This window comes from Glycomyces sp. MUSA5-2, from assembly GCF_037034145.1.
Classification (GTDB): domain Bacteria; phylum Actinomycetota; class Actinomycetes; order Mycobacteriales; family Micromonosporaceae; genus Glycomyces; species Glycomyces artemisiae.
In genome coordinates, this window is sequence record NZ_JBAGKG010000005.1 from 433,746 (window position 1) to 451,304 (window position 17,559).

General features: G+C 70.7%; 15 protein-coding genes and 1 tRNA gene. 7 read left to right on the top strand and 9 right to left on the bottom strand.

Annotation, left to right across the window (positions count from 1 at the left end; genetic code table 11):
- The first annotated feature begins 51 nt into the window (after positions 1-51).
- The 3 genes from WA640_RS18480 (at position 52) to WA640_RS18490 (ending at position 3,167) form a co-directional block, all read left to right on the top strand.
- The gene (locus WA640_RS18480; protein WP_335989502.1) at positions 52-879 is read left to right on the top strand and encodes a diacylglycerol kinase family protein; all 828 of its coding nucleotides are present in this window, start codon (positions 52-54) and stop codon (positions 877-879) included.
- Between the two features lie 227 nt (positions 880-1,106).
- Positions 1,107-1,844 (top strand): SGNH/GDSL hydrolase family protein, encoded by a 738-nt coding sequence (locus tag WA640_RS18485; protein WP_106362653.1) that lies wholly within the window; start codon positions 1,107-1,109, stop codon positions 1,842-1,844.
- A 234-nt stretch (positions 1,845-2,078) separates the two neighbouring features.
- Entirely contained in the window at positions 2,079-3,167 is a 1,089-nt protein-coding gene (locus tag WA640_RS18490; protein WP_335989504.1) for a DUF4253 domain-containing protein, read from the top strand.
- Here the strand turns inward: WA640_RS18490 and WA640_RS18495 are convergent.
- Entirely contained in the window at positions 3,164-3,937 is a 774-nt protein-coding gene (locus WA640_RS18495; RefSeq protein ID WP_335989505.1) for a TetR/AcrR family transcriptional regulator C-terminal domain-containing protein, read from the bottom strand. The genes WA640_RS18490 and WA640_RS18495 overlap by 4 nt on opposite strands.
- Positions 3,938-4,023: 86 nt before the next feature.
- Between WA640_RS18495 and WA640_RS18500 the strand changes: the two genes are divergently transcribed.
- From WA640_RS18500 to WA640_RS18510, 3 genes are all read left to right on the top strand, one after another.
- A complete protein-coding gene (locus WA640_RS18500) occupies positions 4,024-4,965 on the top strand; it encodes an ATP-binding cassette domain-containing protein (protein ID WP_335989507.1) in 942 nt (313 codons plus the stop codon).
- Positions 4,962-5,801: an ABC transporter permease gene (locus tag WA640_RS18505; RefSeq protein ID WP_106362649.1), complete on the top strand. Its 840-nt coding sequence runs from the start codon at positions 4,962-4,964 to the stop codon at positions 5,799-5,801. The genes WA640_RS18500 and WA640_RS18505 overlap by 4 nt, the downstream gene beginning before the upstream one ends.
- Positions 5,802-6,103: 302 nt before the next feature.
- Positions 6,104-7,987 carry an ABC transporter substrate-binding protein gene (locus WA640_RS18510; RefSeq protein WP_335989509.1) on the top strand — a complete coding sequence of 628 codons (1,884 nt, stop codon included), beginning with the start codon at positions 6,104-6,106 and terminating at the stop codon, positions 7,985-7,987.
- Here the strand turns inward: WA640_RS18510 and WA640_RS18515 are convergent.
- From WA640_RS18515 to WA640_RS18550, 8 genes are all read right to left on the bottom strand, one after another.
- A complete protein-coding gene (locus WA640_RS18515) occupies positions 7,893-9,821 on the bottom strand; it encodes a beta-propeller domain-containing protein (protein WP_335989510.1) in 1,929 nt (642 codons plus the stop codon). The two genes, WA640_RS18510 and WA640_RS18515, sit on opposite strands and share 95 nt — an antisense overlap.
- A 97-nt stretch (positions 9,822-9,918) precedes the next feature.
- On the bottom strand, positions 9,919-10,761 hold the full coding sequence (locus tag WA640_RS18520) for a carbohydrate ABC transporter permease (RefSeq protein WP_335989512.1): 843 nt from the start codon (positions 10,759-10,761) through the stop codon (positions 9,919-9,921).
- Positions 10,758-11,738 (bottom strand): carbohydrate ABC transporter permease, encoded by a 981-nt coding sequence (locus WA640_RS18525; protein WP_335989514.1) that lies wholly within the window; start codon positions 11,736-11,738, stop codon positions 10,758-10,760. Before WA640_RS18525 ends, WA640_RS18520 begins: the two co-directional genes overlap by 4 nt.
- A complete protein-coding gene (locus tag WA640_RS18530) occupies positions 11,735-13,015 on the bottom strand; it encodes an extracellular solute-binding protein (protein WP_181245634.1) in 1,281 nt (426 codons plus the stop codon). Before WA640_RS18530 ends, WA640_RS18525 begins: the two co-directional genes overlap by 4 nt.
- A gap of 320 nt (positions 13,016-13,335) precedes the next feature.
- A tRNA-Gly gene (locus tag WA640_RS18535) sits at positions 13,336-13,406 on the bottom strand.
- A gap of 79 nt (positions 13,407-13,485) precedes the next feature.
- A complete protein-coding gene (locus WA640_RS18540; protein WP_335989517.1) occupies positions 13,486-14,298 on the bottom strand; it encodes a S1 family serine peptidase in 813 nt (270 codons plus the stop codon).
- 238 nt (positions 14,299-14,536) lie between these two features.
- The gene (locus tag WA640_RS18545) at positions 14,537-15,373 is read right to left on the bottom strand and encodes a S1 family serine peptidase (RefSeq protein ID WP_335989519.1); all 837 of its coding nucleotides are present in this window, start codon (positions 15,371-15,373) and stop codon (positions 14,537-14,539) included.
- A 121-nt stretch (positions 15,374-15,494) separates the two neighbouring features.
- On the bottom strand, positions 15,495-15,968 hold the full coding sequence (locus WA640_RS18550) for a GNAT family N-acetyltransferase (RefSeq protein ID WP_335989520.1): 474 nt from the start codon (positions 15,966-15,968) through the stop codon (positions 15,495-15,497).
- Between the two features lie 482 nt (positions 15,969-16,450).
- Here WA640_RS18550 and WA640_RS18555 point away from each other — a divergent pair, with 482 nt between their 5' ends.
- The gene (locus WA640_RS18555) at positions 16,451-17,554 is read left to right on the top strand and encodes a PP2C family protein-serine/threonine phosphatase (RefSeq protein WP_335989522.1); all 1,104 of its coding nucleotides are present in this window, start codon (positions 16,451-16,453) and stop codon (positions 17,552-17,554) included.
- Positions 17,555-17,559: the final 5 nt, after the last annotated feature.

The following is a 17,559-nucleotide window of genomic DNA, read 5'->3' on the forward strand; positions in this document are numbered from 1 at the left end:
CAGGCCCGAGCACTATGAAGCGGGTCCCCGTCACACCGTAGAGTCGGCCGGGTGAACGTCGTCGTGTTGACACTCGTGGAGTCCGACTGCTCCAACCCCGGGCCGCGCACCCAGGCGCTGCACCTGGCCGACGAGCTGAAGGCCCGCGGGGCCGCCGTGCGCACCGTCGAGGCCCGCACCCCCGAGGAGATCGACGCCGTCGTCGAGGACCCCGACGAGCGGATCGTCCTCGCCGCCGACACCGACGAGCAGGTCAACGCCGTCGTCGCCCGGCTCACCCGCCTCGCGATGCCCGCGCCCTCCAAGCGCCCCGAGGGCCTCCCCGACGGCCGCACCATCCCCGACCTGCCCGCGCTCGCGGTCCTGCCGCTCGGCACGGTCCCCGGGATCGTCGTGCGCCTCGGCCTGCCCGAGAAGCCCGCCGACGTCGCCGAGGCCGTGGTCTCCGGCACCGTGAAGCGCACCGACCTCATGCGCCACGACGGCGGCGGCGTCGCCGTCGACGGCGTGCGCCTCGGCGGCGGCGACCGGCCCTGGCGGGGCGTCGTCAACCTCGACGACGTGGTCCTCGCCGACGGCTCCGAGCAGATCCTCGCGTGCGTCGTCGCCAACGCCGACGGGTACGCCGCCGCCGACGACATGGTCCTCGCCGAACCCGACCCCGCCGACGGGAAGATCGACGTCGCGGTCGCCGTCCCCGTCATGGCCGGGCGCTTCCGCAAGCGCCTGCGCATCGAGGTGCGCCGTGCGAAGGGACGCGCCGTCGCCGTCCACCCCGCCGACACCGTCACCTACATCCAGGACGGCCTCGCCGGGCAGCTCGGCCGCAAGCGCACCTGGTGGATCGAGCCCGGCGCCGCCGGGTGGTACACCGCCTGAACCCCAAGCGGCCGAACGGGAACGCTCCGTGAGCGGCGCGGCCTCCTGCGTCGTATCGACCGCTGTGCCCGACCTCGCCACCTGATCGAAATCCGATCGTTATCTAGGTGAGGCATGCTGGTCAGCGCCCACAAGGCAGCGTTCTTGAGAGAGCAGCGCGGGGTGCGAGACCCGGCGCACGGCGAACATGGAGGTGGCGGGCAGTGGCGGCGGCGTATACGAGTTTCGTGGCCATCGGCGACAGTTTCACCGAAGGGGTCGGCGATCCGGACCCCCGAGGCGGCCGCGACCGCGGCTGGGCCGACCTCTTCGCAGAACGGGCCGCCGAGGAGTGGCCCGGGTTCGCCTACGCGAACCTCGCCGTCCGCGGCAGGCTCTTCGACCGCATCGTCGACGAGCAGGTCGTCCCCGCGATCCGGCAGCGCCCCGACCTCGTGTCGTTCGCGGCCGGCGCCAACGACGCCCTCCGCCCCGGCTACAACCACGTGCCCCTCGCGACCCGCGCGCACGAGGTCGTCCGGCTCCTCAAGGCCTCCGGCGCCCAGGTCGTCCTCTTCACCTGCGCCGACGTCACCCCCCACATCCCCGGGATGCGCATGCTCCGCAAGCGCTTCACCGACATGAACGAGGCCTACCGCAAAGTCGCGAAGCGGCACGACGCCGTCCTGGTCGACCTGTGGGAGGACCGCGCGTTCGACGACCCGCGCCTGTGGGCCGTCGACCGCCTCCACATGAACACCCTCGGCCACCGCCGCGTCGCCGCCGACGTGTGCCAGGCCCTGGGCATCGAGCCGGACCCGGCATGGCTCGACCCCCTCCCCGACCTCCCGCGGCCCCGCCGCGAGATGAACGGCGTCCAGTGGGCCGGCAGGCACCTGGCCCCCTGGGTCAAGCGCCGCCTCACCGGCAAGTCCTCAGGGGACGCCGTCACCCCCAAACGCCCCGACCTCACCAAGGTGAAGTGACCGCCATGGCCATCATGTTCAAACTCCTCGCGACCATGGTCGTGATCCTGACCTGCGCGTTCTTCTTCGGGCTGCTGTTCAAGAAGGGCCGGGACCGCTGACGCGAGCCCTGCTCGGCCGATTCGCCTGCCCCTCTTCGGGGGTGGGCGTGGCGCTTCCGGCGGAGACAGGGCATCATGGTTCATTGTGGGACTCCTCCAGCGTCTGTTGGGGCGCCGGGACACACCTGATTCAGTGCCAGATCCCGCCGCCCAACCCGAACCTGCCTCCGAGCCCGAGAGCGCGCCCGAGCCCGGCGCGTCCTCCGGCGCGCTCGGCGATGCCGCCCCCGAGACCGGCCCGGACCCCTCCCCGGCCGCCCAGGAGGAGGACAGCATCACCGCCGCAACGCCCGTGACCGCACTCCGGCTCGTGCCCGACCTCGCGCCCGAACCCGATCCCGAGCCCGTGACCGACGCCGCGGAGCCGCACGCGGCCCCCGCGCCCGACTCCTCCGATGAGATCTTCGTGCCCGAACGGCCCCGCCGCGAACTGCTCACACTGGACAAGCCCGAGCCGCCCCGGCAGGGCACCGGCCGCGACGAGATGATGCCGCGCATCGACTCCGAGGACCTCGACATCGCCGGGTCCCCGCGCGCCGACCTGCGCGCCGCCGGGCTCGCCGTCCCCAAGATGCACCAGCTCGTGCGCCGCGGCGACACCGCCATGTGGGCGTTCGGGGTCCGTGCCTCCGAGGCCCTGCGCTGGTGGCTCGACATCCGCCAGTCCGCCGAGCAGACCGGGTGGATGCCCGTGCTCCTCGGCGCGCCCGGCGAATGGCGCGACAACGGCGAGGCGATCGTCCACGAAGGCGACGACGAGCTCGCCCGCGCCGACGAGATCGACGCCGCCGAACTGCTCCACGAGAAGGGCGCCGAGGCCGGGGAGCCCGCCCGCGGCGTCCCGATCCTGCCCCGCCGCGGCGACTCCGACTTCGCCACGCCGCAGTCGGAGGGCCTGCTCGGCCTCGTGCGCACCGACGCGGGCTGGAAGATCCCCGCCATGTTCCCGTGGAAGGGCTCCACGAACTGGGAGCTGTACGGCGCCGAGCACGCAGCGGTCCTGCGCAGCTGGAACCGCCGCTTCGAGGCCGAGCTCGTCGCCATGACCTACGACGTGATCGAGCTGTACGTGCCCCGCCCGCCCGCGCCCGAGGAGGCCATCGCCGTCGCCGGGGAGGCCTACGCGTACTGCCCCGACCTCCTCGACTCCGGCGTGCCCACCCTGGAGGACCTCGCCGAGCACATGATCCGGTCGAAGGCGTGGTACTTCCGCTGGACCTAAGCCTCTGAGCCCTTGCGGCGCACCGCCTCCATGCGGGGCGCCAGGCCGTCGAGGAACCGCTCCAGGGCGTAGCGCATCGCCTGGTGGGCCGTCGCGTCCCACGCGGACTCGTCGGAGAACCGCTGGACGTGCCGGAACCTGCCGGACTCGAAGGCGCGCTTGAGGTACGGCTCCTGGATCGCCCACCACTCGCGCTCGTCGGCGAGCGGCGCCTCTTCCGCGCTGTCGCGCATCAGGTACTGGCGGGCCGTGCCGGTGACGAGGTTCATGATCGAGGTGATGACGAGGTTGACCTCCCGGTCGGGCAGGTCGTGGCCCTCGAACGCGCTGATCGCGAAGTCGTAGCCCGCCATCGAGTCCGGGCCGAACACCGGCCGCCGCTGGTTGATCTCCAAGAGCCACGGGTGCGCGTCGTACACCTCCCACGTGCCCTCCGCGAGCAGCTCCAGCCGGGCCCGCCAGTCCAGGCCCTCCAGGAGCGACTCGTCGCCGTCGTTGCGCCCCACCCGGTCCACCATGAGGTCGATGAGCTCCCGCTTGCCAGGGACGTACCGGTAGATCGTCATGGCGCCCACGCCCAGCTCGGCCGAGACGCTGCGCATCCCGAAGCACGAGCCCTCGCGGTCGGCGACCGCGATCGCGGCCTCCACGATCCGGTCCACCGTGAGCCGCGGCTTGGGCCCGGGCTTGCTCTGCGCAGGGCTCAGGTCGCGCCAGAGCAGCTCCAGGCTTCGTGTGGGGTCGCCCGCCCCCGTCTGTGGTGTCGCCATAGGGGCCTCATGATATCGCGCTTGCTAACCGGGTACAGCGTATGCTATTACTGGGTACAACGTACCCGATTCAGGGAGACCAGGCAATGACCACCACGACCGTCGAGGCATCGGGCCTCGGCAAACGATTCAAGGACACGGCCGCGCTCGACGGCTTCGACCTCGCCGCCGAGTCCGGCACCGTCCTCGGCCTCCTCGGCCCCAACGGCGCCGGGAAGACCACCACCGTCCGCATCCTCACCACCCTGCTGCGCTTCGACACCGGGCGCGCGGCCGTCGCCGGGTTCGACGTCGCGAAGGACGCCCGCCAGGTGCGCCGCCGCATCGGCCTCACCGGCCAGCAGACCGCCGTCGACGACCTCCTCACCGCCCGCCAGAACCTCGTCCTCTTCGGGAAGCTGTTCCGGCTCAACAAGACCCGCGCCCGCGAGCGCGCCGGGCAGCTGCTCGACCAGTTCGGGCTCGGCGAAGCCGCCGACCGGCAGGCCAAGCACTTCTCCGGCGGCATGAAGCGCCGCCTCGACCTCGCCGCGAGCATGATCCTCGCCCCGCAGGTCCTCTTCCTCGACGAGCCGACGACGGGCCTCGACCCCGGCGGGCGCCGCGAGGTCTGGGACGCCGTCTCCGGCCTCGCCGCCGACGGCACCACCGTCGTCCTCACCACCCACTACCTCGACGAGGCCGACCGCCTCTGCGACCGCATCGCCGTCATCGACCACGGCCGCAACCTCGTCGACGACACCCCCGCCGGGCTCAAGCGGCGCATGGGCGCCGACCGCCTGGAGATCGCCGCCACCGACCCCGCCGACCTGCCTGCGCTGCAAGCCATCGCCGAGCAGGTCGCCGACGGGGACGTCGCCGTCGGCGCCTCGGGCGTCTCCGCCGCCGTCAAAGACCCCGTCGCGGCCCTCACCGCCGCCGCCACCGCCGTGCAGGAGCGGGCGATCACCGTCGCCGACATCGGCCTGCGCCGCCCCACCCTCGACGAGGCCTTCCTCTCTCTTCTCGGCGACAAGGAGAACCAGTGACCACCTCGACCGCACCACTCCCCGGCGAGACCCTCGCCGGGCGGATCAAGTGGACGCTCCACGACTACCGCGCCATCGTCGGCCAGGAGTTCACCCACGTGCTGCGCCAGCCCGCGAACTTCGCGTGGGCCCTCGGCTTCCCGATCGTCATGGTCCTGCTGTTCGTGTACGTCTTCGGGTCCGCCATGGACGTCACCGGCCAGGGCGCCGGCGTCGACTACGTCGCCTACGCCATGCCCGGCATGTTCGCCATGACCATGGCCTTCGGGTTCATGAACACCGCCACCGCCGTCGCCTACGCCAAGGAGAAGGGCTTCATCGACCGCGTCAGGTCCATGCCCATGGCCTCCTCCGCGGTCGTGGTGGGCCGCAACATCGCCGACACCGTGCAGGCCGCCGTCGACCTGCTCGTGCTCAGCCTCATCGCCCTCGCCATCGGCTGGCGCTCAGGGGGAACGATGTGGGAGACGCTCGGCGCGTTCGCGCTCCTGCTGTGGCTGCGCTTCGCGCTCATCTGGATCGGCGTCTGGCTCGGCCTCCTCGTCAAGAACGTCGAGCAGGCCGGGACCCTCTTCGCCCTCGCCTTCCCCTTCGGCATGGTCTCCTCCGTGTTCACCCCGCCCGAGCTCATGCCCGGCTGGCTCGGCGCCATCGCTGCCTGGAACCCCGTGTCCGCCACCGCGACCGCCATCCGCGAGCTCTTCGGCAACCCCGTCGCCGCCGGGACGGCCTGGCCCGAGCAGCACGCCCTCCTCGCCGCGATCGCGTGGCCGCTCGTCATCACCGCGGTGTTCCTCCCGCTCGGCGTGCGCCGCTTCAGCAACCTCGGCCGTTAGCGCCCGGCCGCCGACCTGAAGGGAACCAGGAAAGGGCCCGCGCCGCACCCGGCGCGGGCCCGCCGAATGTTTCGAGTTCGATCGGTATCGATTTCGCACCGATATCGCGCAATTCCATGGGAGCGTTTGCGAAGACGGTTGCGCAATCGATGTATTTATCCGTGCAATTCCGGCGAATCAGCGAATCGCCCGGCCTGACAGTGCTTCCAGTCTGCGCTAACGTTCTTCCACCGCGAGGCTTCCCTCACCTCGGCCTCGCGCACCCGGCGCCCGGTCATCCCTCGACGGAAAGCAGAACCGACATGACCAAGAGGAGACACCTCCCCGCGCTCGCCGCCACCGCGGTGCTGGCGACCGCCGCGTGCAGCGACGACGAGCCCGCCACCGAGACGGACGCGGACGGCCTCGCGATCGACGAGTTCCCCCGCGGCGAGACCCTGTACACGACCGGCACGGCCTGGGGGCCGCCCGGCGACTTCAACCCGGTCACCGCGGGCGGCGTCACCGGCCTCAACGGGCTCGGCTACGAGTACCTCTTCCTCTACGACGTCGAGGAGCAGGCCCTCACCCCCTGGCTCGCCGAGTCCGGGGCGTGGACCGGCGAGCGCGAGTTCGAGCTCAAGCTGCGCGCCGGGATCGACTGGAGCGACGGCGAGTCGTTCACCGCCGACGACGTCGCGTACACGTTCGAGCTCGGCAAGACCGACGGCGTCCCCTTCGCCGGGGTCTGGGACTGGCTCGAAGCCGTGGAGGTCGTCGATGAGCTCACCCTCCGGTTCACCTTCTCCGAAGCGCGCCACCAGGAATGGGACAACTTCCTGTACACCAACGAGATCGTGCCCAAACACGTCTTCGAAGCGTACGCGCCCGAGGAGATCCTCACCGGCGCACTCGGCCCGGACCCGGTCGTCACCGGCCCCTACCGCGTCCACTCCTTCGACGAGACGCGCATCGCCTGGGTCAAGCGCGACGGCTGGTGGGCCACCGAGGCGCTCGGCCTCGATGTGCGGCCCCGCTTCATCGTCGACCTCGTGACGCCCTCGAACGCCGACATCCTCAACATGCTCATCGAGGGCCGCCTGGACCTGGCGAACAACTTCATGCCCGGCGTCGCCGACTTCATCTCCGGGGACCCCGCGCTCACCACGTACTACGACAAGCCGCCGTTCATGGCGCCCGCGAACACCGCGATGCTCATCCCCAACACCACGCGGGCGCCCCTCGACGACCCGGAGTTCCGGCGCGCCATGGCCTTCGCGGTCAGCCCCGGGCAGATCGTCGACGCCATCTACGGCGGCATGGTCACCGAGGCCCACCCGACCGGGCTCCTGCCGGTCTGGGAGCGCTACTACGACGTCGGGATCGTCGAGGAGGACGGGTTCGTCTTCGAGCCGTCCCAGGCCGTCGCCCTCCTCGGCGCCGCCGGGTACAAGGACGAGGACGGCGACGGGTTCGTGGAGGACCTCGACGGCGAGCCGTTCTCCCTGCGGCTCATCGTCCCCACCGGCTGGACCGACTGGGAGGACGCCGCGCGCTCCATCGCCTCCGACCTCGTGGACGCCGGCATCAACGTCACCGCCGAATCGGTGGACGCCGCCGACGTCGACGCCGCCCGCGCCGGCGGCGACTTCGACCTGCTCGTCAACAACGACAGCCGCCTCACCAACTCGCCGTGGAGCCACTTCCGGTACCTCTTCCAGCTGCCCGTCGCCGACGCGCAGCTCACCGGCAACTACTCCCGCTGGGAGAACGAGGACGCCTGGGAGCTCACCCAAGAACTCTCCACTGTGGCCTCCGACGACCCCCGCTACATGGAGATCATCGCCGAGCTGGAGCGCTTCGCGCTCCGCGACCTCCCCGCGATCCCCGTCTGGTACAACGGCGCCTGGTCCCAGGCCAGCAACGCCGTCTGGACCGGCTGGCCCACCGCCGACGACGGCGCGGTCTACGCCAGCGCCTGGGACGAGATGTGGGGCTTCGGCGCCGTCCGCATGCTCACCGGCATCACCCCGGTCGAGTTACGGCGCAAGGAAACGGGCCCGCGCCGCCACCCGAAAGGCAGCGCGGGCCCTCTTTCATCCCCCCGGTCTCCTAGAACCCGATCCAGGCGGTCTGGGCGTAGCCGCCGCCGAGTTCGTTGGACTGCAGGCCCGCTGCGGAGAGGGTCCAGAGCTGGTCGCCGATGACGAGGGTGCGGAGGATGCCCTCGCTGTACGGGTCGGAGACCTCCTGCTCGATCCAGGCGGCCTGGTCGACCGTGTCGACGCCGATCGCGAGGACGACCGCGCCGGAGCGGTAGTTGGAGTAGTCGGGGCCCCAGTCGGTGACGGGCAGGACGGCGATCCCGGCGTCGTCCCAGTACAGGAACGCGTGCGGGTCCCACTGGACGGCGGAGTCCGAGTTCTCGCGGAAGTACTGGTCGAGGACCGCGGCCTCCGGTGCGGCCGTGTCGAACAGGCTCGCCTGGAGGCCGGTGGTGACGCCGTCCTCGTCGGCCTCCTGGCCGATGCCCAGGAGCCGGTCGGCTCCGACGGGATGGAGGTAGCCGGAGTAGCCGGTGATCTTCAGCTCGCCGGTGACGGCGGGGTTCGCCGGATCAGAGAGGTCCACTGTGTACAGCGGGTCGGTCTGACGGAACGTCACGATGTACGCGGTGTCGGCGATGAAGCGGACGGCGTAGATCTGCTCGGTGACGCCGAGGTCGGTGACCGAGCCGGTCTCGGTGAGGGCGTCGTCCCCGACGGCGAACACCGTCACCGTGGACTTCGAGGGCTCCGGCTCGGCCGGCGCGACTTCGGCGCCCTCCCATGCGCAGTCGTCGGCCGGGCCGCAGCCGCCGCCCCACCAGCCCCACACCGCGTCGTTCTCGGTGGTGGCGACCCGCAGGTGCCCGTCGTACTCGCTGAGCGAGTACTGGTTGAGCAGCGACCCGGGGACGGTGGCCTCGCCCGCGAGGCGCGGCTCGCCGCCTTCGAAGTGGAACCGGTACAGCTCGGTCTCCGACTGCGGCTGCTCGTCTTCTGCCGCGCCCCAGCCGTAGTCGTAGTGCGCGAGGTAGAGGCTCTCGGTGGTGCCGTGGACGGTGTCGCCGTCGGCCATGACCGTGTGCGGCTCCACGTCCTCCCAGCCGCCGTCGGCGGCCAGCCCGAACACGGTCACGGCGGAGCCGGAGAACCGGTCGGGGTGGGCGATGTCGCGGCAGTCGATCTCGCCGTCCTCGCCGTTGACGCTGAAGCCCGGCACCCAGTCCTCAAGCTCCGTGGCAGCGATGGCGGCCTTGAGGTCCTCCAGGTCGGCGTCGGCGTCGTACAGGACGTCCTGCACCGGCTGGATGCTCGGCTGCGAGGACACCGCGAGGCGCACCTCCCCGTCGACCATCCGTGCGTCCACCATGGACCCGCCCATGGAGAACGTGTCGAGCACGTCGAGGCTCGCCGGGTCGAGCCGGTCGATCGTGAACTCGCTGTAGTACGTCTCGCCGTCCTGGCGGTCCTGCGTGTACATGACGAGCAGCTCGTCGTCGCCGAGGAACAGCTCGTGGTCCCACGACATGTCGTCGTAGCGGTGCTCAGCCGCGACCTCGCCGGAGCGGGTGTCGACGACGCGCAGCTCGTTCTGGACGACGCTGTAGACGAACGCGCCGTCGGTCTTGACGATATCGGGCTCGTCGACCCCCGCGACCGCGTTGTTGGTCTGGGAGTAGGCGTCCGAGGCCGCGGCGGTCGGTGCTTCGGCGCTGTCCGACCCGGCGGCCATGTCGCCTTCCTCGCGGGCCACGCCGTCCTCGGCGAAGCCGTTCGCGAAGTACCCGCCGGACTGCCACTGGGCCATCATCGCGGCGGCCGCGTCCTGGATGCCTTCGAGCGCTTCGTCGCAGCCGCCGTAGGAGGCGAGCTGCGCGGAGGCGGGCACCCAAGGGACGGCCTCGACGTCGGGGTCGCCCCCGTCTGAAGAGGAGGTGCACCCGGCGGCGGCGAGGGCGGCCGCGCCCGCGAGTGCGGTGAGGAGTTTCGCTTTCATGCCGGTGGGACGCCGCCCGCGGCCCGGCGGTTCCCGTGGAACGGAAAAAGGGCCCGGGCGCCTCGAAAGCACCCGGGCCCGTCTCGGACGGGCCGTCTCAACCCTTCGTGCCGCCCGAGGTCAGCCCGCTGATGAGGTGCCGCTCGGCGAACGCGTAGAACACGAGCGCCGGGAGCATCGCGAGCATGACGAACGCGAGGACCTTCGCCGTGTCGGACGCGTACTGGCCGCTGAACTGGGTGACGCCCAGCGGGAGCGTCCACCACGTCGACTTCTGGAGCACCACCAGCGGCAGCAGGAACGAGTTCCACGACCCGACGAGCGCGAGCACCGACACGGTCGCGAGCACCGGCCGCGCCATCGGCAGGAGGATGCGCGAGAAGAACAGCCACGGCCCGGCGCCGTCGATCGTCGCGGCCTCCTCGACCTCGGCGGGGATCGACCGGAAGAACGTGCGCAGGATGATGATCGTCAGCGGCAGGCCGAACGCGGCCTGCGGGAGGATCACCCCGAGCGGGCTGTTGAGCAGCTCGAACGTGCGCAGGATGATGAACAGCGGCAGCACCGCCACCGCGAACGGGAACATCATGCCCGCCGCGAACAGCGTGAACAGGCCCTCGCGGCCGCGGAACGCGTAGCGCGCGAACACGAACGCGACCATCGCCGAGCACGCGACGACGATGAACGTGGTGATGAGCGCGATGAACACCGAGGAGAAGACCTGCTGCCAGAACGCGCCCGAGGCGAGCACGTCGGTGTAGTTCTCCACGTTCCACGGGTTCGGCAGGCCCAGGGCGTTCTCGCGCAGCTGCTGGTTGTCCTTGAAGCCGCCCAGGAGCGCGAACAGGATCGGCGTCGCCACGAACGCGGTGGTGACGAACGCGGCGATGTAGAACCCGGTGTGCCGCAGCAGGCGCGCGCGGCGCGTCGTGACCTTCATGAGCGGTTCCCGGCGGTGGTGATCGACCCCTGGAGGTCGCGGTTGAGGACGAAGCGCTGGTAGAACAGCGCGAACACGAGGCTGATGAGGAACATCGCGATCGACAGCGCCGACGCGTACCCGATCTGGTTGCGCTGGAAGCCCTGCTCGTACATGGTGATCGCGAGGGTCTCGGAGGCGTGGAACGGCCCGCCGCCGGTGAGCACGTACACCAGGTCGAACAGCTGGACCGTGCCGATCACGGACAGGAACACGATCATGCGGACCGTGGGGCCCATGAGCGGCAGCGTGATCGAGCGGAACGCCTGCGCGCCGGTGGCGCCGTCGATGGCGGCGGCCTCGTACAGCTCGTCGGGGATGTTCTGGCGCCCGGCGAGGAACAGGATCATGTGGAAGCCGAAGAACTTCCAGGTGAGGATCCCGAAGATGACGAACATGACGATCTCGCGGTCGGAGAGCCACCCGACCTGCGAGTCGACGCCGAGGTTCGCCAGCAGCGAGTCGGCGAAGCCGCGCCGCGGCGAGAACACGAGCCGGAACAGGACCGCGGTGACGGCCTCGGTGAGCACGTAGGGCACGAAGAACAGGAGCCGGAACGCGGTGCGCCCGGGGAACCGCTGGTGCAGGAGCATCGCCAGGCCGAAGGAGATCGGCAGCTGCACCAGCAGCGAGAGGACCACGATGAGCCCCAGGCGCCACAGGTCCCCGAGGAACACCTCGTCCTGGAGGAGGTTGCGGAAGTTCTCCAGGCCCACGAAGTCGGTGGGGACGCCGCCGAGCCCGTTCCAGCGGAAGAACGCGACGTACGCGGCGAACAGGACCGGCAGGATCACGAAGAGCAGGAACAGGACCAGGCCGGGCGCGATGAACGTCGCGAGGGTCCCCGCGCCGGGGCGCCCGGACCGCTTGCGGGGGCGTGCGCCCTCGCGGCGGTCCGGGCGCCCCGGGGAGACCCGGGGGGACTCCGTGGTCGTCACTCCTCGGCCGCCCACGCCTCGTTGACCATCGACACGAAGTCGTCGGGGGTCAGCTGGCCCAGGATGAGCCCTTCGGTGGCCTCGTTGATGACGCCGCCGATGGCCGGCGGGTACGCCTGGTCGAGGTACAGCTGCGTGCCGGTGGCGGTGGCGAGCGCGTCGACGACCTTCTGGGTGTCCTCGTTCAGGTCTGGCGCGACGGCCGCGGTGTCGACGGCGACCGGGGTGAGGTTGCCCTCGGTGATCGCGCGCGAGTAGTTCTCGGGCTCCATGAAGTAGCACAGGAAGTCGAGTGCCTCGTCGGGCGCGTCCGCGGCGACCGCGTAGCCGTTGCCGCCGCCGAGCCACTCGGTGGTGGTCCCGACGCCGCCTTCGACCGTGGGGAACGGGAAGAACCCGAGGTTCTCGGGCCCGTCGGTGCCGGAGTTGTCGCGCTGGGCCTGCGGGGCCCACTGGCCCATCAGCTCCATGGCGGCGAGCCCTTCGCCCATGACCGCGGACTGGCCGTCGGCCTCGCCGTAGGTCGCGGACTCGAATCCGGGCTGGAACGGCTCCAGGGCGGCGAGGTCGGCGACCATCTGCCCGGCCTGGACGAAGCCGTCGCCGGAGAAGTCCCCGGCCTCGGCCGCCGCTTCGAGGCCGTCGAGGCCGACGGTGCGCATGGCGAGGTAGGTCCAGTAGTAGTGGCCGGGCCACTGGTCGGCGCCGGCGAGGGCGATCGGCGCGATCCCGGCGTCCTTGAGGGCCTGGACGTCGGCGAGGAACTCGTCCCAGGTCGCGGGCGGCGCGTCGATGCCGGCCTCGGCGAACAGGTCCATGTTGTACCAGAACCCGACGACCCCGGCGTCGAACGGCATGCCGTAGAGCTTGCCGTCGATCGTGTAGGGCTCCAGGGCGATCGGGTTGATCTGGTCGATGCAGTCGAGCTTGCCGGTGAGGTCCTGCACGAGGCCGGCCTCGACCTGCTCGGCGAGCACGCCGCCGCCCCAGGTGTGGAAGATGTCGGGGACGTCGCCCGACTGGGAGGCGGTGCCCATGCGGTCCTTGAACGCCTGGTTCTCGATGGGCTGCACGTCGAAGGTGACGTCGTGCTCGGCCCCGAAGTCGTCGGCGAACTCCTGCCACGTGGACATGAGCGGGTCCTGGTTCTGGATGTGCCACCAGGTGATGTCGGCGTCGCTCTCGCCGCTGTCGCCGCACGCGGCGGCGGTCAGCGCGAGCGCGGCGGCCGCACCGGCCGCCACGAGCGCGCGGGGCCGGAGAAGGGGATTTCGCATCGGGCGCGTTCCTTTCGAGGGATGAGGGTTCGTCCGTCCGAAAGTTTCAGAAGAAGTATCGGAAACTTTCGATGCGATCATGGTACCTGCGCCCACTCAGAAAGTGAAGGGGGTCTCTATTCGTCATCATGCGCCCCAAGAGAGACCGATAACATCGCAGTTCACAGGCGTCATGCGGTGAACCGGTGTCGGATTCGGAGGCCCGGAACAGCTCAATCGAACGAAATCGAACACGCGCCGTGGGGCGCACGGCTGAGCGCACGGCTGAGCACACAGAAATGGCCGCCCGGTGGAACCGGACGGCCGTGAAATCCTCGCGGAGCGGGTGACGAGAATCGAACTCGCCTCTCAACCTTGGGAAGGTCGCATTCTACCAATGAACTACACCCGCGAACTCCGCCTGAACGGAGCCGCACCGAGTATACAAAAGCCCGCGGAGGGCTGCACGGTGCCCCGGAGGAGGTGTGCCGCTACAGGGTCGCGAGGGCGGCGGTGATGTCGTCGTAGAGGAGGCCGACGTTGGCGTACACGCCGGGGTTGCCCGCCTCGGCGCAGCCGTAGCCCCAGCTCACGATGCCCACGAGGACGCCGTCCTCGGAGATCAGCGGGCCGCCGGAGTCGCCCTGGCAGGAGTCCACGCCGCCGTTCTCCAGGTCGCCCGCGCAGATCATCGTGGCGGCGTCGAACTCGGAGCCGTAGGCGCCGGAGCAGTCGCCGTCGCTGATGTAGGGGACGTCGACGTACAGGAGGTCCTGCGACATCGAGCCGGACTCGGTGGTGCCCCAGCCGATCACGGTGAGGGTGCCCCAGTCCTTGGTGTCCTCCTCGGTGAGCGGGAGGGTCTCGGCGCCGCTGATCGGCTCGGCGAGCTTGATGAGCGACCAGTCGTTGACCATGGTCGAGCCGTTGAAGCCGTCGGCGACGACGATCTCGCTGACGTCGTAGACGTCGGTCTGGGTGATGTCGGTGTCGCCGTGGCGGACCACGATGTCCCCGGCGGCGGAGCCCTCGGTGCAGTGGGCGGCGGTGAGGACGACGTCCTCGGCGATGAGGGAGCCGCCGCAGAAGTTGAACGACGGGTCGCCCGCGTCGGCGAGGGCGACGGTCCAGGGGAACTGGCCGTCGGCGGCCAGCTGGCCGCCGATGATCTGGGCGTCGAAGTCGCCGTCGGTGGTGGCTTCGTCCGCGTTGGCGCCGACGGTGCCGACCGCGAACGCGGCGGCGCCGAGTCCGGCGGCGACGACCGCGCCGATCTTGACGAGGGTCTTTCGGTTGTGCTTCACGCGAGAAATCCTTTCGGGTGAGGGTGGATCCAGGCGTTCACCTGCCGCAAGCAGCATACGGGAATATCGCTCATATCTGAGGAATCCACATCTAAGCTGTTTTTCAGTGAATAGCGGCGTATACACGCCTGTATTCAGCAATAGGGACGGACGCCTGCGAATAGTCCATTCCGGACTGCGCTCGGAATGCGGAAGGCCGGGAGGGGCGGGCCCTCCCGGCCTTCACGGATCAAGGGGTCTACTCGACGGACCAGCCCGCGAGGACCTCGTCGATGGCGTCGTTGAAGTCCGCGACCTCGCCGTACACGCCCGGGTTGCCGGCCTCGGCGCAGCCGTAGCCCCAGCTCACGATGCCCACAAGCGTCAGGCCCTCGTTGTCGGCCATGATCGGGCCGCCCGAGTCGCCCTGGCACGAGTCGACCCCGCCGTTCTCCAGGTCGCCCGCGCACAGCATCGAGGCCGCGTCGACCTCGCCCGGGTAGGCCGCCTCGCAGTCGGCGTCGCTCACGAACGGCACCTCGACCCACTCGGCCACCGTCGGGTACTCCTCGCCCGTGTTGCCCCAGCCCGCGGTCTCCAGGACCTCGAACTCGGCTGCCGGGTCGGTGTTGAGCGGGATCGGCTCCTGGTCGACTTCCTCGGCGAGCTTGAGCAGCGCCCAGTCGTTCGACATCGCGATCGGGTCGTTGAAGTCCTCCGCGATGTGGAAGTCCGTCACCGCGGTCTCCACGATCTCGTCGGACTCCAGGTCCACCGAGCCGGAGAAGACGACGAGCTCGGAGGCGTCCTCGGTGCCCTCGACGCAGTGCGCCGCGGTGAGGACGACGTCGTGGGCGATGAGCGAGCCGCCGCAGAACTGGCGCTCCCAGGGGGTGCCCTCGCCCGCGGAGCCCAGGCCCACGAGCCAGGGGTACTGGCCCTCCTCGGCGGGCTGGCCGCCGATGATCTGCGCCTCGAAGTCGTTGTCCGCGGCATTGTCCTGCGCGTTGGCGGCGACGCCCGCCCAGGCGATGGCCGCGGCGCCGAGCCCGGCGGCGACGCCCGCGCCGAGGCGGACCAGCTGCTTCCTCTTCATGTCCACTTTGATCCTTTCGGGGTGGAGGTGAGGATCAGGCCGTTTGGCCTTCCTGACCCGAAAGGCGCGATGAGCGGCTTTGGTGGTTGCGTGCCGCTTCTGATCGCAATTCAGTGAATTACTATGGAAGGTCGGTTCCGAGCTCCTTGCCGAGGTGGATAGAGCCGTCCTCGGCGCTGTAGTAGCCGAACGCGTCGACCGGGGTGTACCCGAGCAGGCCGTACATCGCGACGGCCTCGGGCTGGCGCGGACCGGTCTCCAGGATCACGCGCTTGCGGCCCGCGGCCGCGGCGGACTCCTCGACGGCGGCCACGATGCGCTTGGCGAGGCCCTGGCGGCGGGCGGCGGCGCGCACGTAGACGCGCTTCATCTCCGCATCGCCGTCGCCGTGGGCGCGCCAGCCGCCGCAGCCGACGGGCTCGCCGGACTCGTCGAAGACGACGAGGAACTCGCCGTTCGGCGGCTCGAAGTCGGCGTCGCTCATCTCGGTCATGTCGCCGGAGCCGTAGCGCACGACGTACTCGGCCTGGACCTCCTCGCACAGGAGGCGCGCGGCGGGGCTGGAGTAGGGGGTCTTCGCGATCGTGAACTGCACGCGTTCCAGATTCGCACGACGCGCGGTCACCGTGCCAGCGCTTTTCGTCACGTTTGCGACGGGCCTTCCGAATCGGTGCCGGGCGTCCCTGCGGCGTATGGCACATGAAGCGGCGTCCCAGTTCAGAAGCCTGAAACCCTGTCCGAACGGATGAGTCGCGAAGGCCCGTTCGTCGGTTTCGTCCGCCCGAACGCACAGACTTCGCCGTCTCGGAAGCGGCGGCGTCCTCCACGCCCGGTAGCGCTGCGCCGACCATTACGATCTTCACATCGGCGATGGTCGAAACGGGTCCGGCGCTCCGGGCTTCCCACCGCCGCCGGCCGGGGCCGGTGCTGACGACACCCCCGGCCGGTGCGAGGGCGCGACCCCTCCGGCCCGGTCCGGGGCCGAGGGCCCGCTGCGCCCGGAACCGGGGACCCCGAGCGGAGTCCCGAGCGTGCGGGACGCGCCCGCGATCCGGTGGGAAGGAGGCATGCCACCACATGCGCACTACGCAGCGCCGCAGTCCGGCCCAGGCCCGAGGGGACCTGTGGAAGGGCTGGGCCGCGCCGTCCGTGCGGTCGGCGTTCACGGCCGCGTTCGCGGTGGTGGTCGTCCTGGTCGGGCTGCGCCTGACCGCCCGCGGCGACTCGCACGCCGTGTCGTGGCTGGCGCTGCCGCCGCTGGCGGCGTCGGCGTTCCTGCCGTGGCGCTGGGTCGCCGGGGTCGGCGCGGCGAGCATGGCCGCGGCCTTCGGGTACCTGTGGACGCTCCGGGACTTCTCGATCTCGGCGGTCTCGCAGCACGGCGTGGACTTCCTGGTGGTGGCCGTGGCCGTGGTGATCGCCGCGGCCGTGGCGGTCGTGCGCGAGCGGGACGACGAGCGGATGCGGCGGCTCACGCAGCTCGCCTCGGTGGTGCAGCAGGCGATCCTGCGGCCGATCGGGGAGCGCCTGGGGCCCTTCGACATCGCGGCCCGGTACGTGTCGGCCCGGTCGGGCGCGGAGATCGGCGGGGACCTGTACGAGGCCCTCGACACGGAGTATGGGGTGCGGATCGTCATCGGCGACGTGCGCGGCAAGGGCCTGGACGCGGTGCGGCTGTCGTCCACGGTGCTCGGCTCGTTCCGGCACGTGGCGTTCGAGCGCCCGGACCAGCGGTGCATGATCGACGACCTCGACCACGCGGTGGCGCGCAACGGCGGCGACGAGGACTTCGTGACGGCGATCCTGCTCCAGGAGCGCGGCGGGACCCTGGAGATCCTCAACTGCGGGCACCCGCCGCCGATGCTGGTGCGCGACGGCGTGGCGACCTACCTGGAGCCCGAGTCGATGGCCCCGCCGCTGGGCCTGAGCCCGTCGGCGCAGGAGCTGACGGTGCGGCTCCAGCCGGGGGACCGGATCCTGCTGTACACCGACGGCCTGGCAGAGGCCCGCCGGGACGGCGAGTTCTTCCCGATCCGCGAGCGCGCGTGGAGCCTCATCGGGCACGGCAACACCGGCGACGGCCTCGCGTCGCTGGAGACGGCGCTGCGGCGCTGGGTCGGCGGCCCGCTGACCGACGACATCGCCCTGCTGCTCCTGGACTACCGCCCGGAGGCGGACTGACCGAT

Bases quoted from the DNA above. Each gene is read 5' to 3' on its own strand.
- WA640_RS18495 (WP_335989505.1), bottom strand. From the start codon at position 3,937: ATGGCGACACCACAGACGGGGGCGGGCGACCCCACACGAAGCCTGGAG.
- WA640_RS18500 (WP_335989507.1), top strand. From the start codon at position 4,024: ATGACCACCACGACCGTCGAGGCATCGGGCCTCGGCAAACGATTCAAG.
- WA640_RS18510 (WP_335989509.1), top strand. From the start codon at position 6,104: ATGACCAAGAGGAGACACCTCCCCGCGCTCGCCGCCACCGCGGTGCTG.
- WA640_RS18515 (WP_335989510.1), bottom strand. From the start codon at position 9,821: ATGAAAGCGAAACTCCTCACCGCACTCGCGGGCGCGGCCGCCCTCGCC.
- WA640_RS18520 (WP_335989512.1), bottom strand. From the start codon at position 10,761: ATGAAGGTCACGACGCGCCGCGCGCGCCTGCTGCGGCACACCGGGTTC.
- WA640_RS18530 (WP_181245634.1), bottom strand. From the start codon at position 13,015: ATGCGAAATCCCCTTCTCCGGCCCCGCGCGCTCGTGGCGGCCGGTGCG.
- WA640_RS18545 (WP_335989519.1), bottom strand. From the start codon at position 15,373: ATGAAGAGGAAGCAGCTGGTCCGCCTCGGCGCGGGCGTCGCCGCCGGG.
- WA640_RS18555 (WP_335989522.1), top strand. From the start codon at position 16,451: ATGCGCACTACGCAGCGCCGCAGTCCGGCCCAGGCCCGAGGGGACCTG.